Raw genomic sequence first — 23894 nt, 5'->3', positions numbered from 1 at the left:
GATGGTCGTTTCTCACTTTCTGAAATGGGTGAACACGGCAAAGGTGACCGAGCGCGCGGCTGCAGCCGGTGCGCTGTCGCGGGCCTACGCGCAACACGAGATGCCGTTCGAGGATCGGTGTGCCGCGGAGGCGGCGATGACGCTGCTGCTGGACGATCCTTCATCGAAGGTACGCAAGGCGATGGCCGAGGCGCTGGCGCTTTCGCGCCATGCGCCGCCACAGGTGATCGCGGCGCTGGCAGCGGACCAGCCGGAGGTCGCAGCACTGGTGCTGGCGCGTTCCCCGCTGCTGACGGACGCGGACCTGATCGAGCGGGTCGCGAACGGCGCCAAGGCAACTCAATTACTGGTGGCCGATAGGGCCGCCGTGTCGATGGAGCTTTCGGCCGTCATTGCGGAAATCGGCGAGGCCGACGCCTGCAAGGTTCTGGTCGCCAATGCTGGCGCCGACATCGCGCCGCTGTCCTTCCGCCGCATGGCTGAACGTTTTGGCCATTTGGGGTCAATGCGCGAGGCCTTGATCGCAGATCCGCGCCTTCCGGCGGATTGCCGGCATATGCTTCTGATGAAACTCGGCGAGGTGCTGCAGGGCTCACCGCTCGTCGTCGCGCTGATGGGCGCGACGCGCGCCGAGCGGATCATGAAGGACGCCTGCGTGAAGGCGTCGTTGACCCTCATCGACAGTACGCGCGTCGAAGAATATCCCGCACTTGTCACGCATTTGCGCGTACGCGGCGACTTGACGGCGAGCTTCGTCATCCGCGCCGTCGCGCATGGGAAGGTCGATTTCTTCGGCGAGGCGCTGGTTGGGCTTTCCGGACAGTCGGAAGAACGCATCCGCTCGCTGCTGGCGGCGGGAAGCGATGTCGCGCTGACCGCAGCGTTCCGCAAGGCGGGCCTTTCGGACGTCGTGCATGCGGTGCTGATCAGGGCGCTCAAGGTGTGGCGGGAAGTCGCCAACGGCAAGCGCGTCGCCGGCGCGCAGGAAGTGTCGTGGCTGATGCTGAAGGAAGTCGGCGGTCATGAGGCACAGGGCGACCTGGCCGCGCTCCTGAAGTCCATCCATCTCGACGCGCTGCGCGAGAATGCGCGCGAGCACGCGTTGGCGATCGCAGCGGCGTAGCTAGCCGACTGGCAGGACAGGCGGTGCGCGGCGTGCGCGCAGCGCATGCAGGACGACCGCCGTCAGCACCACCGCACCGCCGGCAATGCTCATGAAGGGCGGTAGCTCCGCGAGAAATATCCACGCGAACAGAATGGCGAAGGGAACTTCGGCTGCGCCAAGCACACCGGATTCCGACGCAGGGATCAGACGTGCGCCTTCGGTCCAAAGCACAACCGCGCAGGCAAAGGTGAAGCCGAATCCCACCATGCGCCATGCATCCGACGTTGAGACCGCGAGTGGATCGGTGATCAGCCAGCCTGCCGCGAAAAGGATGAAGGCGGATACAGCGCCGACCCAGACAACGGGTGAATTGCGAAAAGCGCGTATCATCACGAGGTAGATGGCGCTTGAGACCGTCATGCACAGCGCGACGAGGTCGCCAAACGTGTTTCCGCCGCCAATGCCGCCCGACACGATGATGCCGACGCCCAGCAGGCAGACGACGGCCATGGCAAGCGTGAAGGGGCGGGGACGTTCGCGCAGGAATATCCATTCCAGAAAGGCCGCGATCAGCGGCGTGGCGGCGTAGATGACGGCCACGTTGGCGACATAGGTGAACTTGAAGGAGGCGATGAAGCCGAGAGACGCCGCCACGCCAACTGCCACCATCAGCCAACCGCGCCAGCCGAAGTCGAGACGCAGGCCATTCGGCCCTGACCGCCAAAGGACATAGCCAGTGATAAGCAGGCCGCCGACGAGGCCACGCCAGCAGGCGATCGTCCACGGATCGGTAGAGATCGACTTGGTGAAGATGCCGGCCATGGCGAAGAAGGCGGACGAAGCGACGACCAGCATGGCGCCGAGCCTGCGCTCTACGGAAAGGGGGTGCGGAATCGCAGTGTCGCCGGACATGCCGGCATCCTATAGATGGACAAGTACCGGTCCCAATGTCAGGACGGGGAGTGGCTTGGTCCAGCCTCGGAGTCGATCGAGGTGGGTCAATCGATAGGGGGCGAATGAAATGACACGCGCGTTCTTCGTGGTTGCCTTACTGTTGGCAACTGGCCCCGCATTCGCCATCGCCAATCCGGCTTCTGAGTTCTGCGTGAAGATGGGCGGGCGGCTGGACATCGTGAAGGACAAGAGCGGGGGCGAGATCGGCCTCTGCTACCTGCCTGACGGTCGGATCATCGAGGAATGGACGCTGTTCAGGATGTATGAGGGCAAGGTGCCGTGAGGCTAGCGCCAGTACCGGCGTCGAGGCCTTGCGAGTGCCGTGAAGGCCAGCGCGACCAGTAAGGTCGTTACTCCGACCGCAATGACGCCGGCCGGGGTGATGCGGGCCGTGCTTTCGACCGAGATCATGTTCCCGACGCGGACGTTGTAGGTCGCCTTCATCTCCTCGGGATGGAGCGGTGTGTCGCTGTCGGCGGATGAGCTGGTCACTTTGGCCATGCGCCCATCCTTCCGCAACGACAGCTATATGTCCAGCACCTCGGCGTCGGCGAACTCGGCGCGCTCCTGAATGAAGCGGAAGCGGGCTTCCGGCTTGGTGCCCATCAGCGCGTCGACGGAGGCCTTGGTACCCTCTGGGTCCGTCTCGTCGACCTCGACCCGCAGGAGCGTGCGCTTCCTGGGGTCCATCGTGGTCTCCTTGAGCTGGGCCGCCATCATCTCGCCCAGGCCCTTGAAGCGGCCGATCTCGACCTTGCCGCGACCCGTGAACTCGGTCTTCAGCAACTCGTCCTTATGGGCGTCGTCGCGTGCGTAAAGCACCTTGCCGCCTTGGCTGATGCGGTAGAGCGGCGGCACTGCCATATAGAGATGGCCACCTCGGATGAGGTTCGGCATCTCCTGATAGAAAAACGTAATCAGCAACGAGGCGATGTGGGCGCCGTCCACGTCCGCGTCGGTCATGATGACGACGCGGTCGTAGCGCAAATCCTCGTCGCGGTATTTTGTACGTGTGCCGCAGCCGAGCGCCTGGATGAGGTCCGATATCTGCTGGTTGGCGGCAAGCTTGTCGTTGCCGGCGCTGGCGACGTTGAGGATCTTGCCGCGCAAGGGCAATACAGCCTGACTGGCGCGGTCGCGCGCCTGCTTGGCCGAGCCGCCGGCGGAGTCACCTTCCACGATGAAAAGCTCGGCGCCCTGTGCGGCGGTCTGCGTGCAGTCGGCGAGCTTGCCGGGCAGGCGCAGCTTGCGCACGGCCGACTTGCGGCTGACCTCCTTCTCCTGCCGGCGGCGCACGCGCTCGTCGGCGCGCGCGATAACCCATTCCAGCAGCTTCGAGGCTTCCTGCGGGTTGTCGGCGAGCCAATGGTCGAACGGGTCGCGGATGGCGGCCTCGACGATGCGGATCGCTTCCATCGTCGCAAGCCGGTCCTTCGTCTGGCCGACGAATTCGGGTTCGCGAATGAAGACCGACAGCATGCTCGCCGCCGAGATCATCACGTCGTCGCTGGTGACGATGGAAGCGCGCTTGTTGCCGACGAGCTCCGCATAGGCGCGAAGGCCGCGCAGCAGCACGTTGCGCAGGCCGGCCTCGTGCGTTCCGCCTTCATGGGTGGGAATGGTGTTGCAGTATGAGCTGACGAAGCCGTCGCCGCCGTACCAGGTGACCGCCCATTCGACGGAGCCGTGGCCGCTCTGCTTTTCGCTCTTGCCGGCGAAAATCTCGCGCGTGACCTGGAATTCCGAGCCGAGCTGCGCGGAGAGATAATCCTTCAGGCCGCCGGGAAAATGAAAGACAGCCTTTGCCGGCGTCTCGTCCTTTTCCTTGAGCAGTTCCGGCGCGCAGTTCCAGCGGATTTCGACGCCGCCGAACAAATAGGCTTTCGATCGCGCCATGCGGTAGAGCCGCGCGGGCTCGAAATGGGCGTTCTTGCCGAAGATGTCCGGATCGGGGTGGAAGCGCACGCGCGTGCCGCGACGGTTGTGCACCTCGCCGAGCTGTTCCAGCCCGCCCTGCGGGATGCCGCGCGAAAAGCGCATGCGGTAGAGCTGGCGCGCGCGCGCAACCTCGACATCGAGGCTATCCGACAGCGCATTGACCACGGACACCCCGACGCCGTGCAGGCCGCCGGAGGTTTCGTAGACCTTGGAGTCGAACTTGCCGCCGGCGTGCAGCGTGCAGAGGATGACTTCCAGCGCCGACTTCTTCGGGAATTTCGGATGCGGATCGACAGGGATGCCGCGCCCGTTGTCGGTGACGGTCAGGAAGCCGTCGGCAGACAGATCCACCTCGATAAAGGTCGCGTGGCCGGCAACCGCCTCGTCCATCGAATTGTCGATGACTTCGGCGAACAGGTGGTGCAGCGCCTTCTCGTCGGTGCCGCCGATATACATGCCGGGACGCCGCCGGACGGGCTCAAGGCCTTCCAGCACCTCGATGTCGGCGGCCGAATAGCCTTCGCTGCCGTCTTTCGGCTGCGTGCTGCGCTTGGCCGCCGCCTGCAGGATAGGGTCCAGCGGCCGCGACACCGAGCGGGGCGCGGGTTTTTCCGGCTGGGAAAATAGGTCGTCTCTGTCGTCCATGGGGTACCGGTTCAGCGAATCAGTCTGGATACTGCCACGGCGGTAGCATCGGGGAACAGGGTTCACGTTACGTTCGGGCGAGGCGCCGTCTTTAGCGCAGGCTCGGGATCGTTCTCAAGAGCGCCAAGCCAATAAGGCCGATCGTCGGAAGCCACAAGGCGACGAGGCCGATTTCCCCATAGGCGATGACGCCGCAGAAGACGCCGGCGACCATGCCGAGCCAAAGAAGCAGATATGGCAGCCACCCCCAGCTCCCGCCGCCTTGGAACGCTGCGACGATCATCTGACCGAGCTTGACGAGGTTGCCGGTCATATAGGTCACCGCCATCCCTCCCTGGCCACTGCGCAGGACCATGTTCATGGCACCCATGACAAGCGGCGTCACCATAATGGCCGCATCGTCCAGCTTCATGGCTGACAGCGCCGACGCGATGCCGAGCAGTCCCGCCAGGATGAGCATGCCGAACGCGCTGGAAAACCGCTGTTCCAGCAGCGTTCCCACGATCACTCCGAGGACGAAGAGGCCGATGATTGCTGCCGGCAGCAGCGCGCCTGCCACGCCATCGGGCAGCGCGGCGGCCATCTGGGTGGAGTTGCCGCTCATGAAGGAAACGAAGTAGCCGCCAAGGTGCATGAAGCCGAGTGCGTCGACGAAACCGGCCATGAACGACAGCGCAATGGCGATGGCGACCCGCGCGATCATGTCTGTCGCAAGCCGATCAGCATGGAAAACAACAGTTTAATCCAAACCATTCGATAACCAACGAAGCCGAAATGGAACGGCTGCAAGCCCTACGATTCCTGAATCTTTAACAAAGGTCCCTAGCCTGAGGCCAATAACAAAAACAGGCATACAGGGGTTTTGAGGGTGCGGGGTAAGGCTGTCACGATGATCGGCATCGCTGCCGTGTTCGGCGCGATCTCGATATTTGCCGCTGACCTCTGGGTCAAAAGCACGGAAAACGCGCGCATCGATCCCATCGAGGTCAGCGTGCCGATGCCTGATGTTCCGCGTGTAGAATTCGGCAAGATCGTGGTCGCGTCCGCGCCGCTACGCTTCGGCATGCAGCTCGACCGCGCCCAGCTCAACGAAATCCCGTGGCCGCAGGGCAACCTTCCGGAAGGCGCGTTCGGCTCGATCGACGAGCTTTTCGCCGACGGTTCGCGCGTGGTCCTGTCGCCAATCGAGCCGAGCGAGCCGGTGCTGCTTGCGAAACTTTCAGGCGCGAACGGCCGCGCCACCCTGTCGAACCTGCTTGCGCCCGGCATGCGCGCCGTCACCATCCGGACAGACGAGATCGCTGGTGTGGGTGGCTTCATCACGCCGGGCGACCGCGTCGATATAGTGCTGACGCGCGATGCGGGCGCGATCGACGAGGTGTCGGGCAACGCTTCAGGGGCGGCGGGGTCCACCATCGCGACGGAGATCGTGGTCGAGAATGCCAAGGTGCTGACGGTCGGCCAGGGGGCGGACGAGCGTCAGACAAGCCCGCAGGTCGTCGGCTCGGTCACCGTCGAGGTCAGCGTGGACGGCGCCAAGAAGATCGCGCTGGCTCGCAACGTCGGCTCGTTGTCGCTTTCGCTGCGGTCGGCCGCCGATGTTGGCGAGACGGGCGATGGGCTGACGACGATCTCGTCCTTCGGCGGTTCCGTCTCCGGCGGCGCGGTCGATGCTGTGAGCTCGATCTTCGGTGCGGCCACGGCAGAGCCGGAAGGGCCGAAATTCAAGACGGTGATCGTGACGCGCGGCCTGCAGCCGCAAAGCTATCAGGTCGTGACACCGGAACGCTATGTGCCTCCGGAAACGATCAAAGGCGCGCAGGATTTCAACTGAACCCGGCGGGACACCGGGAATAGGGGACAGGGTCATGTTTGAGGGAACAATGCCAACCGGACGAGGCACGACGAGGACGCTTGTGGCCTCGCTGCTGGTCGCTGCGCTCGGCCTGGCCGGGCTGGCCGCAGGGACATCGTCGGCCGCCGCCAACGACGTGATCCGCATCTCGGCGAACAAGACCACGTCGATCAAGATCGCCAAGGGAAAGCCGAAGACGATCAAGACCAGCGTGCCATTCTACGAGATCGTGCTTGGCGATCCGGAGGTCGCGAACGTCAATCCCCTGACGGACGACTCATTCTATGTCCTCGGCAATACTCTCGGCACCACCGGCATCGCGCTGTTCGACGAGAACAAGCAGCTTGTCGGCACCGTCGACATCGAAGTAACGCTGGACACCGACCGCCTCGCTTCGACCATCCGCAACAGCGTGCCGGGCGGCGAGGAAATCCAGGTGAGCTCGGCCAACGGCCGCGTCGTGCTTTCCGGTTCGGCCAACGACCAGGTGGCGGCCGACAAGGCGTCGAAGATCGCGTCGAACTTCTCGGGCGAGGAGACGGTGATCAATTCCGTCAACATTTCGTCGTCCCAGCAGGTGCAGCTCAATGTGCGCTTCGTGGAGATCAACCGCGAGGTCGGGCAGGAACTCGGCACCAAGATCAGCGCCACCTATCTCGGGACCAACGGCGGCATTTCCTTCAATTCGAATCCCAAAGCCACGAGCAGCGCACCCGCCGGCCAGATCATCGGCGCATTGTTGACCAATGGCTGGACGATCGACGTCGCTATCAAGGCACTCGAGGATCGCGGCTTGGCGCGCCGCCTTGCCGAACCGAACCTTGTCGCTCGCTCTGGTCAGAAGGCGAGTTTTCTTGCCGGCGGCGAGGTGCCGATCCCGGTTGCAGAGGACGATGGCGTCGTCACAGTCGACTACAAGAAGTTCGGCGTCGGGCTCGACTTCACGCCGACCGTCCTTGCCGATGGCCTGATATCGCTCGACATCGCGCCGGAAGTCTCGTCGGTAGATCGCTCGCAGTCCTATCAGGTCGGCAACATCTCGCTGCCGGGTTTCGTCGTGCGGCGCGCGCAGACATCCGTTGACCTGAAAAGCGGTCAGAGCTTCATGATGGCCGGCCTGCTGCAGACCGAAAACGACATGATCCAGCAGCGCGTGCCGGGGCTTGGCAAGCTGCCGGTGCTCGGGCCCCTGTTCTCGTCCAAGGCCTACCAGCGCCGCGAGACCGACCTTGTCATCATCATCACGCCCTATCTGGTGAAGCCAATCGACCCGTCCAAGAAGGTCCGCGAGCCGACCGACGGCACCGCGCCGGCCAGCGCCGTTGAGTACTTCCTCGGCAACAAGGAAGAGGTCAGGGTTTCAGATGCCGGTACAGTTGTGAGCACGAGAGGCGGAGTGGCCGCACAGGTCGGTTCCGGCCACATACTGGACCTGCCGTGAGGAGCATGGGTATGCGCACTGTCTTCAAACTCGCCGCGATGACAGGTCTTGCCGCGCTCGCTTCCGGGTGCATGACCGAATCCAAGCGCCAGGCCGACGGGCTGACGCACGGTGCTGGCGACGCCATGGCCTCCAACACCGTCATGCAGATGGTCGATCCGTGGCAGTACGGCGTGCAGGACACCGATCTTCTCGTCCCTGCCAACAGGGCCGCCGCAAGCGCTGCTGACACGTCTGCGAATTCCAAGCAGTCTCAGACGTCGAGCAGCAGTGGCAGCGAGTGACAGGCAGGCCGATGGCAAATCCCACCAACAGCAAGCGCATCGTCCTCGTCTCGACGGACAAGGCCTTCGTGCAGGACAGCAGGGCGGCGTTCGCCGCTTCCGACCTGATCCAGCTCTCCACCGTCGAGAAGAGCGTGGTCGAACTGCGCGGCGAGATTCAGGAAGCCGATTGCGACGCCGTCATAATCGACATGGACGCGGCCAGGCTCGAGGAGATCGAGGCGCTGCAACGCATCACCCGGAGACTCGAGGGCAGGGCGCCGATCCTCGTCGTCACGCAGGAGTTCAGCGCGGCGGCGGTGCGCATCCTCGTCCAGCTGCACGTCGCCGATTTTCTCGTGAAGCCGCTGACGACCGCCGACCTCGTGCGCTCCTGCATCCGCGTTCTTCAGGGACCCGGTCGCGAGCAGAACACCGAGTCCCAGATTTACACTTTCATGCCGGCGGCCGGCGGTGTCGGCTGCACGACGCTGACACTGCAGACCGCTTTCCAGCTTCATCATTCAGTGACGCGCGGCGCTTCGACCTGCGTGGTCGACCTGAATTTCCAGCAGGGTGCCTGCGCGGAGTATCTCGACCTCGAACCGCGCTTTGACATCACCGAAATCGAGAACCAGCCGGAGCGCCTTGATCGTCAGCTTCTCGACGTGATGCTGTCCAAGCATTCGAGCGGGCTGTGCGTACTCGCCGCGCCGACGCGACCGTCGGAGATGCGTTCGTTCAACGCCGATGTCGTGGTGCGCATGCTCGACCTCGTCTCGGCCTATTTCGACAATGTCGTCATCGACATGCCGCGCACATGGTTTCCATGGACGGAAACGGTGCTTCTCGGCTCGAACAAGCTCTATCTGGTGACCGAGATGACAGTGCCTTGCTTGCGCCACACCCAGCGGCTGATCCAGGCGATCTATGAGACGGTCGGCAAGGAAGTGAAGCCCAACGTCATCGTCAACCGCTTCGAGCAGCGCATGTTCGAGAATGGCGTGAAGCAGGCCGACGTCGAGGAAATCCTCGGCGATCACTTCGTCGGCGGCATCTCCAACAACTACCGGCTGGTGCGCGAGGCCGTGGATCGTGGTGTGCCTCTGCACGAGGTCGATGCGAACGCCAACGTCATCAACGACCTGAAACGCATCATCCTGCCGGAAGAGGCGGTCGCTGCGCCCAAGAAGCGCTCCATCCTCGACATGGGGCGTGGGCTGTGGAGGAAATCAGCGTGAGCGCAAGCCGCTTCTCCGCATTGCAGAGCCGCGATGCTCGGCCAGTCGCAGCGCCTGAACCGGCGCTTGCGTCTCATAAAGCCGTTGTCATTCCCACCACGCGGAAGATGCAGCCAAAGGCCGACCTTGCGCCCAAGGCGACGAACCGGGTCATAGACGCACGGGCGCGCCTGCATCGGACGCTGATCGAGGAGATCAACCTCGTCGCGCTGGAGCGGCTGCCGCGCGACGAGATGCGCCGGCAGATTCATGATTTCGTGTCCGAGAAAACGCGCCAGGAGCGGATGGCGATCAACGTTGCCGAACTCGAGGCGCTGGTCGATGACGTCGTCGACGAGATGGTCGGCCTTGGGCCACTGGAACCGTTGCTGAAGGACCCCGAGATCAACGACATCCTGATCAACGGGCACCAGAACTGCTTCGTCGAGCGGAAGGGAAAGCTCCAGCAGGTCCACATTCCGTTCAAGGACGAGGCGCATCTGCTGCGCATCATCAACAAGATCGTGTCCGCCGTTGGCCGCCGCGTCGACGAAAGCCAGCCGATGGTCGACGCCCGCATGCTGGACGGCTCGCGCTTCAACGCGGCGATCCGCCCGGTCGGCGTCGACGGACCTCTCGTGTCGATCCGCAAGTTCTCCAAGAACAAGCTTGGCCTGCACAAGCTGGTCGAGTTCGGCGCGATCCCGCAAAATGTCGCGGAAGTGCTCGCGGCGGCGGTGCATGCGCGCAAGACCACTATCATCTCGGGCGGCACCGGCACCGGCAAGACGACGATGTTGAACGCGCTGTCGGCCTTCATCCCCGAGGACGAACGCCTTATCACTATTGAGGATGCGGCCGAACTGCAGCTCCAGCAGCCGCATGTGGCACGGATGGAAACGCGGCCGGCGAACATCGAGGGACACGGCGAGCTTAAGCAGCGCGACCTCGTCAAAAACGCGCTGCGCATGCGCCCCGATCGCGTTATCCTCGGTGAGTGCCGTGGTGAGGAAGCGTTCGATATGCTGCAGGCGATGAACACCGGTCACGAAGGCTCCATGGCGACGATCCACGCCAACACGCCGCGCGACGCGATCAGCCGCCTCGAACAGATGCTCGGCATGACCGGCATGCCGATGACCGTGCAGTCGATCCGCAGCCAGATTTCCAGCGCAATCGACATCATCGTACAACTGACGCGTCTTTCGGACGGCAAGCGCAAGGTGACCAGCGTTGCCGAGGTAACTGGCATGGAAGGCGACGTCATCCAGATGCAGGAAATCTTCCGCTTTGTGCGCACCGGCATGGAAGCGGACGGCAAGATACTTGGACATTTCGAGGCAACAGGCATCCGCCCGCGTTTTCTCGAAGACATGCGCGCCATGGGCATCGAGTTTCCCGGCAGGTATTTCGAGCCGGGCCGGCCGCTGGAGTGATCATGAGCGGCGCGCTCTACATCGTCTATATCGGCGCAGCGCTTTTCGGCATCATGATCACCGAGGGGCTTTATCTGCTCTATGCCGGCCGGCAGGACCGCCGCGCCGCGATCAATCGCCGCGTGAAGCTGCAGGAAAAGAAGATCAGCCAGGAACAGGTGCTGATCCAGCTGCGCAAGGAGCGTGGGTTGGAGGGCAGGTCGTTCCTGTCGATGGACTGGATAAAGAAGCTCCGCGTGCAATCGGGCGTGACCATGCCGATGCCGAAGTTCCTCGGCATCACGTCGGGCGTGGCGCTGGCTGTCGTCGCAACCGCCGTCGTCTACGGTTTGCCGATCCTCTTCGCGCTCGTCCTGTTTCCGTTTCCCTGCGCCATTATCCCGCTGCAGGTTCTGAAATTCCGTCGCAACCGGCGCCACAAGGCTTTTGGCATCCAGTTGCCTGAAGCGCTGGAACTGATCACGCGCAGTCTGAAGGCGGGGCATCCCGTTCCGGTGGCGATCGGAATGGTGTCGCGCGAGATGCCCGACCCCATAGGCACCGAGTTCGGCGTAATCGCGGACGAAGTTACCTATGGCTCCGATCTCGTGTCGGCGCTCCACAACCTCCATGAGCGCGTGGGACACGAAGATTTGCCGCTCTTCGTCACGGCCGTTTCGATCCAGAACTCGTCGGGCGGCAATCTGCGGGAAATTCTGGATGGGCTGTCGATGACCATCCGCGAGCGCGGCAAGCTGAAGCGCAAGGTGCGTGCAATCTCCACCGAAGGTCGCATGTCCGCCTATATCCTGACGGCGGTGCCATGCCTTCTGGGGGCGGCCATAATGGTCCTGATGCCGCATTTCTACACCAGTGTCTGGGACGAGCCGATGACTTGGTATCTCCTCGGTGGCTCCGTCGTGTGGCTGATGCTGGGCAACGCGATGATGTTCAAGATGGCGACCTTCAAGTTCTGACATGCAGGATTTTATCGTCTTCCTCGCCTCGCTTCGCCCGACATCGCTGATGCCGGTGGCGATCCTGCTGCTTGCATGCGGCGGGCTGGCGGTCGCATGGTCGACGCTGACCCAGCGCGGCGAACAGAACGACGTCAAGCGCCGCCTGAAAGTCGAGGCTGTGACTGCGGTCGTGGCCCCGGAGCCTGAAAAGAAGAAAAACCCGGGTGCGGTGCGGCAGAAGGCGGCGAAGACGGCACAGGACTTCTATGCCAAGAGCGACCCGGAAAACGTGGCGCGGCTGCGGCTGAAGCTCATCCAGGCCGGCTACATGGATCCCGGCGCGATCGGAACCTTCTTCCTGATCCGCTTTGGTTGCCTGTTCGCGGGCGCCGTGCTTGCCGTCCTGATCAACAACTGGCTGGCGAGCGCCGAGGCGACGACGTTCAGCCGCTGGTCGCTTGTGCTCATCGCGGGCGCGGTTGGCTATTTCGTGCCGAACTTCGTGCTGTCGCGCCTTATCTCGGCGAAGATGCGCGAGTACCGCAACGGCTTCCCCGATTTCATGGACCTGATGATCGTCTGCTCCGATGCCGGCATGGCGATGGAGGCCGGGATCGAACGCGTCTCGAAGGAACTGGCGAACACCTATCCGTCGCTCAGCCAGAACCTCGTGCTTGTCTCGCTGGAGCTGCGCGCGGGACGCAGCCTTGACGATGCGTTGAAGTCGCTCGCCGATCGCCTCAGCCTGGACGAGGTGCGGTCCTTCGCCACGCTCTTGCAGCAGTCGAAGGAACTCGGCACCAGCCTGTCTGGCGCGCTTCGCGTTTTCTCCGACGAAATGCGTCACAAGCGCATGTCTCTCGCCGAGGAGAAGGCGCATGCGCTGCCGGCCAAGATGTCGGTGCCGGTGACGGTCTGCATTCTGCCGGTTGTTCTGATGGTGGCGATTATCCCGATCCTGGTAAAGGTGACCGCGGACTGAATCTCCGCGGTAAACGAAGCGTGACGCGGTAAGCCAATCTTAAGCGCGCTTGGGCACCAAGTTTAAAAGCCTTTGAGCTAATGTCGCTGTGTTAACGACCCGGGGAAACCGGGCGGGCGGGACAGGGACAATGGGCAAGCTAACCTCTACGGGGATAGCCGCTATATGCGCGGCTTTGATGGTCGGCGGCTGCACGACGCAGGGTGTCGACAAGACGGCCACGACGGCGATCACGCCTGTGCCCGCGGATGTCAGCGCAGCCGATCTTTCGGCCGGCAAGGCGCAGTTCCGCGAGGCAAACTACGGGCTCGCAGAACGGCATTTCCGCAAGGCGGTCGAACTGCGGGCCGACAATTCGGAAGCATGGATGGGCCTCGCTGCGTCCTACGACCAGCTCGGACGGTTCGACTTTGCAGACCGCGCCTACGACCAGCTGCTGAAGGTAGCCGGGCGCAGGCCCGAGGTGCTGAACAACATGGGCTATTCGCAGCTTCTGCGCGGCAACCGCAAAAAGGCGCGGCAGCTGCTCAATGAAGCCAGGAACGGGATGGCAGACCCGGCCGTCGTCGATGCCAACCTGGCGCTTCTGGCCAAGGAATAGTGGACTCGTTTGAATCAACGCGATCTTCCCGGCAAGAGAGGTCCGATAGCGTTGGTAGCCCATGGGCCTGCCAAGTTAACGATTTGGAAACCAAGTTCACGCAGGCGGGCCGCATTCGATGTGGAAGACGGGGTGCCGGTCAGCTAAACAAGCGACTGCGTCTGGTTAGTGTGGAGGGAACGAAGATCAGGCCGCAGACGGCATGAATTCGCGGGTAGTTCCTATGTTCGACATGACCTCGATGCTGCTTGGCGCCGCCGTGGCAGGCATCGGCATCAGCCTGACGATGCTGTCCATGTGGCTGACGGACCGCAAATCCTACTACAAGGTAGGCTGGGCCGTCGGCGTGGGCTTTCTTATCCTGCATGTCTTCGCATACTGGATTTATGCGCGCAGCGGAGCAGTCGTGGCGGGCGTGTTGGCCTGCGCCTTCCAACCGATCGGCGCCGCCTATCTCTATGCGTCGGTTCGCCAGTATTTCGATGCGAAGTTCAGGCTGCTCAGGACGGTGTTGTGGATATCGCTGCCGTATCTCGCGATCGTCCCTCCGATCTTTGCCGTGGGCTATGACGGCGTGGCACTCGTGATCCAGAACATGCTGACGGCAACGCTTCTGATTCTCGGTGGCCTGACCTACGTCGAGCGATGGAGAGAATCGCCATTTGCGGTCGGCAGTCTGGCGTTCCTCTATATCGTGACCGGGGTGAGCTTTGCGCTCTGCGGCCTTGTCATCGCTGCGAACGGCCAGTGGAGCATCGGCTACCCGCCCCAGAACTGGGCGGAAGAACTTAACACCGCGATTTCGATCCTTGCGCTGACCGGCGCCGGCGCGATGACGCTGTCGCTCGACCAGATGCGTCTGGCGAGACGCAACCAGCTTTCCGCGATGAGCGATCCCCTGAGCGGGCTGCTGAACCGTCGCGGCCTGGCTGCCGCGATTTCGGATACGTTGCTTGAGAATGAGGCCGTCGTCCTGTTCGATCTCGATCATTTCAAGCGGATCAACGATCGTCACGGTCACGCCGTCGGCGACGACGTCATCCGGAGCTTTGCCGATACGCTGCGGGAACACGGCCGGTCAAGCGATCCCAAGGCCCGTCTCGGTGGCGAGGAATTCGCGATGGTCATGCGCGGCGTGTCGCTGCAGGAGGCGAGGGGCATTGCCGAGCGCATTCTTAGTGCTTTTGCGGCCGTCCAGATGGTTTCTGCCAAGGGCGAACACTTCAGTTGTACGGTCAGTGCGGGGTTAGCGTTCGGTCAGGGCAAGGGCGTCCCCGTCGAACACGTCATGGCGCGCGCCGACAGCGCGCTTTATGCGGCCAAGCGCGCTGGCCGCAATCGCATCGAAAGCGGAGAACTGCGCCTCGTCGGCTAGGCCTGTCGATGTTCCTCGTCGTTGCGGCCGAGGAACATCAGATATCGAAAAACACAGACCTCTACTCAGCGGCGTCCACATACTCGCTGAGCGGCGGGCAGGAGCAGACCAGGTTTCGGTCGCCCGCCACATTATCGATGCGCGAGACAGGCGGCCAGTATTTCGCGGCATTCGAGTCTCCGGCGGGATAGGCCGCTTCCAGCCGCGAATAGGCGTGCTTCCATTCGCCGGCAAGTGTCTCGGCAGCGGTGTGTGGTGCGTTGGCGAGCGGATTGTCGTCGTGCGGCCATTCGCCCTTCTCGATTTTCGACGCTTCGCCCGCGATCGAGATCATCGCTTCACAGAAGCGGTCGAGCTCTGCTTTCGGCTCGCTTTCCGTCGGCTCGACCATCAGCGTGCCTGCGACCGGCCACGACATTGTCGGGGCGTGGAAGCCGTAATCGATCAGGCGCTTGGCGATGTCTTCCACGCTGACATCGGCGCTGTCCTTCAACACGCGCGTGTCCAGGATGCATTCATGCGCGACGCGATCGTTCTTGCCTTTAAACAAGACGGGGAAATGCGCACCGAGCCGCGTTGCGATGTAGTTGGCGTTGAGGATCGCCATTTCGGTCGCCTGCTTCAGTCCCGCCGGACCCATCATGCGGATATACATCCAGGTGATCGGCAGGATGGACGCGCTGCCGAAGGCGGCGGCGGCGACCGCATGCGCGGTGCCTTCCGTGACGTGGCCGGGCAGAAACGGCGCGAGATGCGCCTTGACGCCGATCGGCCCGACGCCCGGACCGCCGCCGCCATGCGGGATGCAGAACGTCTTGTGCAGGTTCATGTGGCAGACGTCAGCGCCGATGTCGCCCGGCCGCGCCAGCCCGACCATGGCGTTCAGGTTGGCGCCATCGAGATAGACCTGTCCGCCATGCTCGTGGATCGCAGCGACGATCTCCTTCACGCCTTCCTCGAAGACGCCGTGCGTGGATGGGTAGGTGATCATCAGCGCGGCAAGGTTTTGCGCGTGCTCGGCGGCGCGGGCCTTGAGGTCGTCGATGTCGATGTCGCCTTCGTCCGTGCATTTCACCACGACCACGCGCATGCCCGCCATCGCGGCACTCGCCGGATTGGTTCCATGCGCGGAGGAGGGGATGAGGCAGACGGTGCGGTTCGCGTCGCCGCGCGACAGGTGGTAACGCCTGATGGCCAGCAGTCCGGCGAACTCGCCCTGGCTGCCGGCATTGGGCTGCAACGAAACGGCATGGAAGCCGGTGATCTCGGCAAGCCATGCCTCGAGGTCGGCAAACATTGCCCGATAGCCAGCGGTGTGCGCAGGCGGCGCGAAGGGGTGCAAATTGCCGACATCGGCCCAGCTTACCGGCATCATCTCGGCTGCGGCGTTGAGCTTCATGGTACAGGAGCCGAGCGGGATCATGGTGCGGTCGAGCGCCAGATCCATGTCGGAGAGGCGGCGCAGGAGCCGCATCATCTCGGTTTCTGATCGGTTCTCGTGAAAAACCGGCTGGCTCAGGAAGGCCTTGCCGCGTGGTTTGCCGGGCAGGTCGCCTGCGGCGTTGTCTGGCACTGTCGCGCCGAACAGGGCCGCGATGGCTTTGAGGTCTGCCTCGGTCGAGGTCTCGTCGAAGGCGATCGAGAGCATATCGGCGTCGAGGACGCGCAGGAGACGCCCGTCCACCTGCGCCTGCGCGGCGATACCGGTGGCCTTGCCTGTTACTTCCACGGTGACAGTGTCGAAACGGCTCTCCCCGGAGACAGGCAGACCGACGTTTTTCAGCGCGTCGGCGAGGCGCGCCGCCAGACCGTGCACGCGGCCTGCGATCTCCTGCAGGCCTTCAGGGCCATGCCAGATGGCGTAGGCTGCGGCCATGTTGGCGAGAAGCGCTTGCGCGGTGCAGATGTTGGAGGTCGCCTTGTCGCGGCGGATATGCTGCTCGCGCGTCTGCAGCGCGAGGCGATAGCCGGGGCGGCCGTGTGCATCGACGGACTGGCCGACGAGGCGTCCGGGCATCAGCCGGGTCAGCTTGTCGGAAACTGCGCAATAGGCCGCGTGCGGGCCGCCGAAGCCGAGCGGCACGCCGAAGCGCTGCATGGAGCCGACGGCAATATCCGCGCCGAGTGCGGCGACGGGTTCGGTGAGAGTCAGGGCCAATGGGTCGGCAACGAAGACGACGATTGCGCCGGCCGCCTTGGCCTTCTCGATCGCAGCGCCATGGTCGCCATAGACGCCGTGCGTGTCCGGCCAAGGCACGATCAACGCGGCGGTGTTGTCGTCGATGTCAGCTCCGTCGATCTCGATGCCGAGCGGTTCGGCGCGGGTGCGCATCACGTCGATCACCTGCGGATGCAGCGGTCCGGCCAGCGCCACCTTCGTGCGCTTTTCGCGATGATGGCGGAAGGCAATTCCCATGGCTTCCGCGACGGCGGTCGCCTCGTCCAGCAGCGAGGCGGACGCGACCGGCAGGCCGGTCAGTTCGGCGACCAGTGTCTGGAAGTTGAACAGCATCTCCAGCCGGCCCTGGCTGATCTCTGCCTGGTAGGGCGTGTAGGCGGTGTACCAGGCCGGGTTCTCGAACATGTTGCGCTGGATGACCGGCGGCACGATCGTGCCGTGGTAGCCGGCGCCGATGAAGCTTTTCATGACCGTATTCGCGCCGAGCTTGGTCGCCAGTTCAGCCAGCGCCTCGGCCTCCGTCGCCGATGCGGGCAGGGCGAGCGGACGATCCAGCCGGATCGACTGCGGCACCGCCTGGGTGATCAGGGTCTCGACGGACGGCACGCCGATCGTCGCAAGCATGGCGCGTGTGTCGGCCTGGCTGGGGCCGATGTGCCGGCGGGCGAAGCTGTAGGTCGATACAGTCATGATGGCCTCCGATCAGCCGATGTGGGCTTTGTAGCCGGCCTCGTCGAGCAGGCCCGAAAGCTGGCTCTCGTCAGCGAGCTTCATCTTCCAGAGCCAGCCATCACCCGTGGCCGCCGAATTGACGAGCGAGGGGTCGCCGGAAAGCGCGCCGTTTGCCTCGGTGACCTCACCATCGACGGGCGCATAGACGTCCGACGCGGCCTTGACGGATTCGACCACGACAGCCGTGTCGCCCTTCTTAAGTGCCTTGCCGACTTCGGGCAGTTCGACGAAGACGAGGTCGCCGAGTTGTTCCTGTGCGTAGTCGGTGATGCCGACAGTGGCGATGCCGTCCGCGACACGGATCCACTCGTGGTCTTCGGTGAAGTAGGTCGTTGCCATAGGAGATTATCCCTTTCGGTAGCGATGAGGCGTGAATGGAAGCGGTGAAACGTCGACTGGTATTTTCGTGCCGCGCACGTCGGCGAAGAGGCGGGTTCCGGGCTTCGCCAGAGCGGCGTCGACATAGCCCATGGCGACCGGCGCGGCGGCGGACGGCCCGAAGCCGCCGGAGGTGACGCGGCCTGCGGGGTTGCCATCGGCATCGAAGAGCGCCGTTCCGGCGCGCACTGGCTGCCGCCCTTCGGGTTTCAGGCCGACGCGCTTTTCAGCCGGGCCTTCGGCTAGGATCTTGCCCAACGCTTCCGCGCCGACAAAGCCGCCGCTGGCGCGAACGTCCTTGGAGATCGCCCACATCAGCCCGGCCGAAGCCGGGTTTTCGTCAGGCGTGATGTCTTGCCCGTGCAGGCAGAGCCCGGCCTCCAGCCGCAGGCTGTCGCGCGCGGCAAGGCCGATCCATTGCACGCGGGGGTCTTCCAGAAGCGTCGTCGCCAGTTGGCGGGCGTCGACTTCCGGCAGGCCGATCTCAAAACCGTCCTCGCCGGTGTAGCCGGAGCGGCTGAGGAACCAGTTGGGGCGGGGTTCGATCCCATGCATGAAGATAAGCGCGTCTGTCGGAATGCCGGCCTTGGCCAACACGTCCGCAGCATCAGGCCCCTGGAGGGCCAGAAAAACGCGGTCGAGAGGTTTGACGGTGACAGCGAACTCCTTGGCAATAGCCTTCAGATGCGCCTCGTCGGTCGCAGCATTTCCCGCATTGGCGACCACCATGAAACGTTCCGGCCCGAGCCTTGTCACGATCAGGTCGTCTATGATGCCGGCCGTCTCGGTCAGGAAGAAAGTATATTTCGACTGCGCTGGCTCGAGCCCTGAGGCGTCAAGCGGACAGGCGCGGCTCAGCAGCGCGGCTGCTCCCAACCCGAAAACCTCGAACAGCTTCATGTGCGAGATATCAAACAGGCCGGCATGCTCGCGCGTGTGAAGGTGTTCCTTCATCACGCCGGGGGGGTAGGTGAGCGGCATCGACCAGCCGGCGAAGCCGCCGAAACGCGCCCCGGCTGCCTTGTGAAAATCTTCGAGTGGAAGAGATCTAAACTGCCCGTCCGTCATGGCTTCTCCAGAGACACACGCAAGCGGTCGCGGAATGCGACCGATTCGTGCCCCTCTGTCTGAAGCCTGAGAGACTCGCGCAGCCGGAGCTCTGTCGGCGACGCTTACACCTTCGGCGCGGGGTGGCCCCCGACTTTCCAGAGTGTCCTTTCCGTCTACGGTTCTTTTGCCTGAGAGATTTCGGGCGATTTCCCCTTCGGCGGCGGTCTATCGACCGCTCTCTCCCGCAAACAGATGGGCCAAAACAAGCCCCGGACAAAGAAACGCATAGCCCATGCACGACGCTTTGTCACCTGCCGGCGGCATCTACCGGAACCGCACTGCGGAAGCGCTTTGCTAACCAAGCCCCTTTGCAGTTCTTAAAAAACGTCCTGCTAATATATGCCTGTCTAAAAAACCGCCGCCGCGAGCAGGCGGAAGCCAAAAGGGGGCTACGGGCGTGGGCGAGGAAAAAGCATCGGGACGCATAGCGCAGATTGAATCGAGCGGACGAATCACACCGCTGGACGTGCTGGAACTGAGGAGCCTGATCTTCCGCGACGGGCTGGTCGTCTGCGACGAAGCCAAGGCGATTTTCTCGCTCAACGATGCCTGCCCAGAGCAATGCCCCGAGTGGCGTGTGTTCTTCGTTGAGGCGCTGACCGACTATCTGGTTCATCAGGAAAAGCCGTCCGGCTACGTCTCGGCAAAGAAGGCCGACTGGCTGATCGGCGCGATTTCGCATGACGGCAGGGTCGACAGCGCAATGGAACTCGAATTGCTGGTCCGTGTGCTCGAACAGTCGAAATTCTCGACCGACAGGCTCGTGGCATTCGCGCTCGATCAGGTCAGGCTGGCGGTCGCCGAGGGCGTCGGTCCTTTGATGGAGCAGGGCGATCACGCGCGCGGCGTGGTCGACAGGGACGAGGTCGATCTGCTGCGCCGTATCCTTTACGCCTTCGGCGGCGACGGAAATATCGCCATCACGCGTGCCGAGGCGGAAGTGCTTTTCCAGATCAACGATGCGGTTGCCGGCGCGCGCAACGACGCGTCCTGGGATGACCTGTTCGTAAAGGCCGTTGCCAATTTCGTTATGTGCGCGTCTGGCTATCAGGCGCCAACCCGCGAGGTTGCGTTGCGGCAGGAAAACTTCCTGGACCGCGCGGATGCCGACATCGGTGGGTTCCTTGCCCGCATGGCGAAGTCCGGCGGCTGCGAACTGCTCGCCGCCTACCGGAAGGCTGTCGATATCGACGCGGAATGGGAAGCGCGCAACCAGTGGAATGACAGCTGCCGCCGTCGGGCCGAACGCTGCGAAAGCGACGAAGCGAAATGGCTGGCGGACCGGATCGGCAAGGACGGGCGCATCCAGGACAACGAGCTGGCGCTGGTGCGGTTCATCAGGGAAACCTCTCCCTCTGTGCATCCTGCGCTCCGCTCTTTGCTGGAAAAGGTGGCCTGAGATCGCCTAGCGAGCCTGGGCTATCCTTTCGACCTCACCCTTCAGCCTCTCGATCAACTGGCCGGTTTCGACATGGAGCAGGCGGAGCTGGTCGAGTTGCTGCGTCATCTCCTTGTTTGTCTCGTCGGCAAGGAGGTCCGACGGGCCGATACCAACGCCATGGATGATCCACGACAGGCTGACCTGCAGCAGTCCGGAAAGATTTGACAGACGATGCGAACCGGGCTGGGAGCGATCGCTTTCCCACGCCTTCACCGTTGCCATTTTGACGCCGAGCCGCCAGGCGACGTCTTTGACGCTCAGTCCGGCCGCCTCGCGGGCGCGGGATATACGCCCGCCAATCGTGTCGTCGTCAGGTATTTCCTCAAAGATGTTCGTGGTGTCGGACACCAGAAATGCCTCCTGAATTTATGATGGATTTGGCCGAGCGCTCCAGCGCCGACTAATCCATTCTACAGCCATATCGCTCACATACAAGGAAGGAGGAATATCGTCGTAAAATCAGTAATTTAAACTGAGAAGGCGTTCAGCCTGCCGCGAGTGAAACGACGACGTTTACGGCGGCCGCGACAAGGACGGTGTTGAAGAAGAACGAGACGACGGCGTGGACGAGCGTCAGCTTGCGCATGCGGGTCTTCGTGATGTTCACGTCGGCTGTCTGCGCCGTCATGCCGATGACCAGAGAATAATAGAGAAAGTCGTAGATTCCCGGCTCGTCGTCGCCGGGAAACTCAAGGCCCTGATGCGGTCTGCGTGCGCCGGCCGCGTCCACCGCGCTGCCGTCCGGTCGCCAGTAGAGATGGGCATAGTGCACCGCAGTCATGGTGTGGATGCTGATCCAGCCAAGCGCCACGGAGGTGAGCGACAGAGCAAGGTCGAGCGCATTTGGCTGGCCACCGCGGTTCAAAAGCAGGAACAGCGAGCCGACCGCCGCAACCACGGCCCCGAAAGTGACCAGCACGATCACCCAGGCTGGTTCGTCGGTGCTGGCCGCGTGCTTCCTCAGGAAGTCCGGCGTCAATCGACGGAACTTCAGGAATTCCAGGACCAGGTAGACGATGAAGAAGGCGTTCGCGGCGACCTGCACGGCCAGTTCGGGTATCAGCCAAAGCGCCAGCCCCAGCGCGCCGAGACCGCACAACAGTGCGGCGTAGAAGGGGGCATAGCGGCGCAGGGATTTCATAATGCCGATCCGGTGTACGCGCTTTGATCAGATACCGCAGGGCCATTCCGCGCAACTGTCAGGCAGATGCAGCGCGCATCGCCCGCCGCACCGCGACATCCAGCGCGCCGAGGAAAGCGGAGCGGTCGCGCGGGGTAAAACTGGCGTTGTAACCCTTGCTTTCACCGGTTTCGCGAAGATGCTGCTTCAGATCGCGCATGGCCACCGCCATCCCGATCGTCTCCTGCGTGAATGGCCGGCCGGTCGGCCCGATGACAAGCGCACCAAGCGCGACCGTGCGCGCGGCGAGGGGAATGTCCGCGGTGACGACGATGTCGTTGGCCTTGGCGTTCTCGACAATCCAGTCGTCAGCGGCATCCGCGCCCTTCGAGACGACGACGTTGCGGATCATCGGATCGCGCGACGGTCTGAGCCCGCCGTTGGATACGAAGGTAATGACGAGACCATGGCGTTCGGCGACACGGATCGCTTCCTCCTTCACTGGGCAGGCATCGGCATCGACGTAGATGCTGGGCTGGGCTTCATTCATGGGTCGCCTTTAAGCGAGATAGACATACCGCGCCAGTGCCGTCACTCGAGGCCGGGCGGTTGCAGCGACCGGAGGAATGCCGCCAGCACCTGGTCATATCGCCGGGGGTTTTCCTTCCACGACTCGATATGGTCTGCGTCGGTGCGCAGATACTCGGTGGGGCCGTCCCGTATCTCCACAAGCCTATCGCTGCTGGCAACCGAGACGATGCGGTCTCCAACGCCATGCGAAATGAAGAGAGGTCCCGCAAATCCTGCAAGCTCGCCGATGACCACTGCCTCCTTCAGGTCTATCGGATAGTTCAGGGACCTCAGCCGCAGTCCCACCCAGGTCGACATTTCGGGCAGAGGCACGCCGAGCCGGGCGAGAAGCGCCGACAATGTCGAGCCGACATCGATCATGGGAGCGTCGAGGACCAGCGCCTCCACCTCGGAAGCAAGGTCCGAGCGGTGGAGGAACTGGCCGATGATCGCGCCGCCCATGGATTCGCCAACCAGCACGACGCCGGAGGCACCGCGCCCCAGCGCAAGCCGGACGGCGGCCTCCAGGTCGCGCCATTCCGTCAGCCCCAGCGAATACAGCCCGTTGGGCGAGGGCGGTGCTTCCACATCGTTGCGGTAGGAAATGACGAGCGCAGGCAGTCCGGCCGATCGCAGGACCGGCAGGAAGCGATAGCCGTTTTCGCGCCGGCCCCCTATGCCGTGGACGATGATCGCCCAACGCGAGTCCGACAGCGTCTCAGGTTGGACGACCCATGCCGGAGCTGGTCCCAGCTCGGTGTTGATCGCAACGGTCTCGAAAGGGTACCCGAACGCCTCTCCGGGGTCGCCGACATAGCCGATGTCTTCGGGGCGCCGGGCGACAGGTTGGCCTTCTCCCTGCGCGAGGGGTGTGCCCGCGCGCAGGATCGTGTCGAGGGCCGACGAAACGCGCCAGCCGGCGTAGGCCACGTACAGCCCCGCAATGGCGAGCACTGCCAGTGCCGCCATTGCGATCATCCTCGGCCAGGGGCCCAACTTCCCGCGGACGTCAGGCGGGCAGTGCGCCCGATTTCTTGGCCGCGAAAGTCGCGAGGACATCCATCAGCGTCGGGTTGAGGCAGTCATAGGGCTCCAGCCCTGCCGACTTGAGTTGCGCCCGGATGCCCGACATGCGGTCCGGATTGACGCCGGACTCGATGATCGACGACACGAAGGCAGCAAAACCAGGGGGCGACCAGCCGTCCTCCTGGAAGCGTTCGGGATGCACGAAGGAAAGGCCCTTGAAGGCATGGTCGCGCTCGACGGGGCCATACATGTGGACGCCGCATCCGGTGCAGGCATGACGCTGGATGAGCGCGGAGGGGTCGACGACTTTCAGCTTGTCGCCATTCTCCGTAACCGTGACGTTGTCGGTTGGCGCCACGGCCACGACAGAGAAGATCGCGCCGTCCGGCTTCCAGCATTTGGTGCAGCCGCAGGCGTGGTTATGGGCGATCTGGCCCTTGATCTTCACCTTGACGGGCTTGCTCGTGCAAAGACAGACCAGCGTGCCGCCGGCAAAGCTCGGGCTTTCCTTCGGCAGGCCATTGTCGATTTTCGGATGCAATTTCTCCGGCATGCTTTCCTCCCTTGGTTGGACCGTCGTGCATC

The 23894-nt window shown here is 63.4% G+C and carries 24 protein-coding genes and 1 riboswitch; of the genes, 12 read left to right on the top strand and 12 right to left on the bottom strand.

Going from position 1 to position 23894, the window contains the following annotated elements; all coding sequences use genetic code 11:
- Position 1 precedes the first annotated feature (1 nt).
- Complete coding sequence (locus ABMA32_RS09830; RefSeq protein WP_349013595.1) at positions 2-1123, top strand: DUF2336 domain-containing protein; 1122 nt, start codon at positions 2-4, stop codon at positions 1121-1123.
- On the opposite strand, the gene ABMA32_RS09825 is transcribed toward ABMA32_RS09830, so the two are convergent.
- Positions 1124-2017 (bottom strand): DMT family transporter, encoded by an 894-nt coding sequence (locus ABMA32_RS09825; protein ID WP_349013594.1) that lies wholly within the window; start codon positions 2015-2017, stop codon positions 1124-1126.
- Positions 2018-2126: 109 nt separating this feature from the next.
- Here ABMA32_RS09825 and ABMA32_RS09820 point away from each other — a divergent pair, with 109 nt between their 5' ends.
- Positions 2127-2342 (top strand): DUF333 domain-containing protein, encoded by a 216-nt coding sequence (locus ABMA32_RS09820; protein ID WP_349013593.1) that lies wholly within the window; start codon positions 2127-2129, stop codon positions 2340-2342.
- Positions 2343-2344: 2 nt separating this feature from the next.
- Here the strand turns inward: ABMA32_RS09820 and ABMA32_RS09815 are convergent, their stop codons facing one another.
- The 3 genes from ABMA32_RS09815 to ABMA32_RS09805 all read right to left on the bottom strand — a co-directional run bounded on the left by ABMA32_RS09815 (position 2345) and on the right by ABMA32_RS09805 (position 5345).
- Positions 2345-2560, bottom strand: coding sequence for a hypothetical protein (locus ABMA32_RS09815; protein WP_349013592.1), 216 nt, complete (start codon positions 2558-2560; stop codon positions 2345-2347).
- Between the two features lie 24 nt (positions 2561-2584).
- Entirely contained in the window at positions 2585-4642 is a 2058-nt protein-coding gene (parE, locus tag ABMA32_RS09810; protein ID WP_349013591.1) for a DNA topoisomerase IV subunit B, read from the bottom strand.
- Between the two features lie 91 nt (positions 4643-4733).
- The gene (locus tag ABMA32_RS09805; protein ID WP_349013590.1) at positions 4734-5345 is read right to left on the bottom strand and encodes a YoaK family protein; all 612 of its coding nucleotides are present in this window, start codon (positions 5343-5345) and stop codon (positions 4734-4736) included.
- Positions 5346-5531: 186 nt separating this feature from the next.
- Between ABMA32_RS09805 and cpaB the strand changes: the two genes are divergently transcribed.
- The 9 genes from cpaB (at position 5532) to ABMA32_RS09760 (ending at position 14753) form a co-directional block, all read left to right on the top strand.
- Positions 5532-6476, top strand: coding sequence for a Flp pilus assembly protein CpaB (gene cpaB / locus ABMA32_RS09800; protein WP_349013589.1), 945 nt, complete (start codon positions 5532-5534; stop codon positions 6474-6476).
- Positions 6477-6525: 49 nt separating this feature from the next.
- Positions 6526-7938: a type II and III secretion system protein family protein gene (locus tag ABMA32_RS09795; protein WP_349013588.1), complete on the top strand. Its 1413-nt coding sequence runs from the start codon at positions 6526-6528 to the stop codon at positions 7936-7938.
- Positions 7939-7949: 11 nt separating this feature from the next.
- Positions 7950-8222 (top strand): hypothetical protein, encoded by a 273-nt coding sequence (locus ABMA32_RS09790; RefSeq protein ID WP_349013587.1) that lies wholly within the window; start codon positions 7950-7952, stop codon positions 8220-8222.
- A gap of 11 nt (positions 8223-8233) precedes the next feature.
- Positions 8234-9442, top strand: a complete 1209-nt coding sequence (locus tag ABMA32_RS09785; protein WP_349013586.1) for a CpaE/TadZ family protein — start codon at positions 8234-8236, stop codon at positions 9440-9442.
- 107 nt (positions 9443-9549) lie between these two features.
- Positions 9550-10857 (top strand): TadA family conjugal transfer-associated ATPase, encoded by a 1308-nt coding sequence (locus ABMA32_RS09780; protein ID WP_425475533.1) that lies wholly within the window; start codon positions 9550-9552, stop codon positions 10855-10857.
- Positions 10858-10859: 2 nt separating this feature from the next.
- The gene (locus ABMA32_RS09775) at positions 10860-11813 is read left to right on the top strand and encodes a type II secretion system F family protein (RefSeq protein ID WP_349013584.1); all 954 of its coding nucleotides are present in this window, start codon (positions 10860-10862) and stop codon (positions 11811-11813) included.
- A gap of 1 nt (position 11814) precedes the next feature.
- Positions 11815-12777: a type II secretion system F family protein gene (locus ABMA32_RS09770; RefSeq protein WP_349013583.1), complete on the top strand. Its 963-nt coding sequence runs from the start codon at positions 11815-11817 to the stop codon at positions 12775-12777.
- 130 nt (positions 12778-12907) lie between these two features.
- On the top strand, positions 12908-13378 hold the full coding sequence (locus tag ABMA32_RS09765; protein WP_349013582.1) for a tetratricopeptide repeat protein: 471 nt from the start codon (positions 12908-12910) through the stop codon (positions 13376-13378).
- Positions 13379-13601: 223 nt separating this feature from the next.
- Positions 13602-14753 carry a GGDEF domain-containing protein gene (locus tag ABMA32_RS09760; protein WP_349013581.1) on the top strand — a complete coding sequence of 384 codons (1152 nt, stop codon included), beginning with the start codon at positions 13602-13604 and terminating at the stop codon, positions 14751-14753.
- A gap of 61 nt (positions 14754-14814) precedes the next feature.
- Here ABMA32_RS09760 and gcvP read toward each other — a convergent pair whose 3' ends face one another.
- The 3 genes from gcvP to gcvT are packed head-to-tail and all read right to left on the bottom strand — an operon-like array spanning position 14815 to position 19110.
- Positions 14815-17622 (bottom strand): aminomethyl-transferring glycine dehydrogenase, encoded by a 2808-nt coding sequence (gene gcvP / locus ABMA32_RS09755; protein WP_425475512.1) that lies wholly within the window; start codon positions 17620-17622, stop codon positions 14815-14817.
- Positions 17623-17634: 12 nt separating this feature from the next.
- Entirely contained in the window at positions 17635-18003 is a 369-nt protein-coding gene (gcvH, locus tag ABMA32_RS09750) for a glycine cleavage system protein GcvH (RefSeq protein WP_349013580.1), read from the bottom strand.
- Between the two features lie 6 nt (positions 18004-18009).
- A complete protein-coding gene (gene gcvT, locus ABMA32_RS09745) occupies positions 18010-19110 on the bottom strand; it encodes a glycine cleavage system aminomethyltransferase GcvT (RefSeq protein WP_349013579.1) in 1101 nt (366 codons plus the stop codon).
- A 148-nt stretch (positions 19111-19258) separates the two neighbouring features.
- Positions 19259-19347, bottom strand: a riboswitch (glycine riboswitch).
- Positions 19348-19549: 202 nt separating this feature from the next.
- On the opposite strand from gcvT, the gene ABMA32_RS09740 reads away from it, so the two are divergent.
- Positions 19550-20551: a hypothetical protein gene (locus ABMA32_RS09740; RefSeq protein WP_349013578.1), complete on the top strand. Its 1002-nt coding sequence runs from the start codon at positions 19550-19552 to the stop codon at positions 20549-20551.
- 6 nt (positions 20552-20557) lie between these two features.
- Here the strand turns inward: ABMA32_RS09740 and ABMA32_RS09735 are convergent, their stop codons facing one another.
- The 5 genes from ABMA32_RS09735 to gfa form a co-directional block, all read right to left on the bottom strand.
- A complete protein-coding gene (locus ABMA32_RS09735) occupies positions 20558-20941 on the bottom strand; it encodes a helix-turn-helix domain-containing protein (RefSeq protein WP_349013577.1) in 384 nt (127 codons plus the stop codon).
- A 136-nt stretch (positions 20942-21077) separates the two neighbouring features.
- A complete protein-coding gene (locus ABMA32_RS09730; RefSeq protein WP_349013576.1) occupies positions 21078-21734 on the bottom strand; it encodes a DUF1345 domain-containing protein in 657 nt (218 codons plus the stop codon).
- Between the two features lie 58 nt (positions 21735-21792).
- Positions 21793-22263: a YaiI/YqxD family protein gene (locus ABMA32_RS09725; RefSeq protein WP_349013575.1), complete on the bottom strand. Its 471-nt coding sequence runs from the start codon at positions 22261-22263 to the stop codon at positions 21793-21795.
- 41 nt (positions 22264-22304) lie between these two features.
- The gene (locus tag ABMA32_RS09720) at positions 22305-23252 is read right to left on the bottom strand and encodes an alpha/beta hydrolase family protein (RefSeq protein WP_349013574.1); all 948 of its coding nucleotides are present in this window, start codon (positions 23250-23252) and stop codon (positions 22305-22307) included.
- A 40-nt stretch (positions 23253-23292) separates the two neighbouring features.
- Positions 23293-23862 (bottom strand): S-(hydroxymethyl)glutathione synthase, encoded by a 570-nt coding sequence (gfa, locus tag ABMA32_RS09715; RefSeq protein ID WP_349013573.1) that lies wholly within the window; start codon positions 23860-23862, stop codon positions 23293-23295.
- Positions 23863-23894: the final 32 nt, after the last annotated feature.

The sequence above is a fragment of the Mesorhizobium quangtriensis genome (assembly GCF_040081925.1).
GTDB classification, from domain to species: domain Bacteria; phylum Pseudomonadota; class Alphaproteobacteria; order Rhizobiales; family Rhizobiaceae; genus Mesorhizobium_K; species Mesorhizobium_K quangtriensis.
This window is presented reverse-complemented; position numbering and strand designations above follow the sequence as displayed.

Coding starts and splice junctions, on each gene's coding strand:
- ABMA32_RS09830 (WP_349013595.1), top strand. CDS start 2: ATGGTCGTTTCTCACTTTCTGAAATGGGTGAACACGGCAAAGGTGACC.
- ABMA32_RS09825 (WP_349013594.1), bottom strand. CDS start 2,017: ATGTCCGGCGACACTGCGATTCCGCACCCCCTTTCCGTAGAGCGCAGG.
- ABMA32_RS09820 (WP_349013593.1), top strand. CDS start 2,127: ATGACACGCGCGTTCTTCGTGGTTGCCTTACTGTTGGCAACTGGCCCC.
- ABMA32_RS09815 (WP_349013592.1), bottom strand. CDS start 2,560: ATGGCCAAAGTGACCAGCTCATCCGCCGACAGCGACACACCGCTCCAT.
- parE (WP_349013591.1), bottom strand. CDS start 4,642: ATGGACGACAGAGACGACCTATTTTCCCAGCCGGAAAAACCCGCGCCC.
- ABMA32_RS09805 (WP_349013590.1), bottom strand. CDS start 5,345: ATGATCGCGCGGGTCGCCATCGCCATTGCGCTGTCGTTCATGGCCGGT.
- cpaB (WP_349013589.1), top strand. CDS start 5,532: ATGATCGGCATCGCTGCCGTGTTCGGCGCGATCTCGATATTTGCCGCT.
- ABMA32_RS09795 (WP_349013588.1), top strand. CDS start 6,526: ATGCCAACCGGACGAGGCACGACGAGGACGCTTGTGGCCTCGCTGCTG.
- ABMA32_RS09790 (WP_349013587.1), top strand. CDS start 7,950: ATGCGCACTGTCTTCAAACTCGCCGCGATGACAGGTCTTGCCGCGCTC.
- ABMA32_RS09785 (WP_349013586.1), top strand. CDS start 8,234: ATGGCAAATCCCACCAACAGCAAGCGCATCGTCCTCGTCTCGACGGAC.
- ABMA32_RS09780 (WP_425475533.1), top strand. CDS start 9,550: ATGCAGCCAAAGGCCGACCTTGCGCCCAAGGCGACGAACCGGGTCATA.
- ABMA32_RS09775 (WP_349013584.1), top strand. CDS start 10,860: ATGAGCGGCGCGCTCTACATCGTCTATATCGGCGCAGCGCTTTTCGGC.
- ABMA32_RS09770 (WP_349013583.1), top strand. CDS start 11,815: ATGCAGGATTTTATCGTCTTCCTCGCCTCGCTTCGCCCGACATCGCTG.
- ABMA32_RS09765 (WP_349013582.1), top strand. CDS start 12,908: ATGGGCAAGCTAACCTCTACGGGGATAGCCGCTATATGCGCGGCTTTG.
- ABMA32_RS09760 (WP_349013581.1), top strand. CDS start 13,602: ATGTTCGACATGACCTCGATGCTGCTTGGCGCCGCCGTGGCAGGCATC.
- gcvP (WP_425475512.1), bottom strand. CDS start 17,622: ATGACTGTATCGACCTACAGCTTCGCCCGCCGGCACATCGGCCCCAGC.
- gcvH (WP_349013580.1), bottom strand. CDS start 18,003: ATGGCAACGACCTACTTCACCGAAGACCACGAGTGGATCCGTGTCGCG.
- gcvT (WP_349013579.1), bottom strand. CDS start 19,110: ATGACGGACGGGCAGTTTAGATCTCTTCCACTCGAAGATTTTCACAAG.
- ABMA32_RS09730 (WP_349013576.1), bottom strand. CDS start 21,734: ATGAAATCCCTGCGCCGCTATGCCCCCTTCTACGCCGCACTGTTGTGC.
- ABMA32_RS09725 (WP_349013575.1), bottom strand. CDS start 22,263: ATGAATGAAGCCCAGCCCAGCATCTACGTCGATGCCGATGCCTGCCCA.
- ABMA32_RS09720 (WP_349013574.1), bottom strand. CDS start 23,252: ATGGCGGCACTGGCAGTGCTCGCCATTGCGGGGCTGTACGTGGCCTAC.
- gfa (WP_349013573.1), bottom strand. CDS start 23,862: ATGCCGGAGAAATTGCATCCGAAAATCGACAATGGCCTGCCGAAGGAA.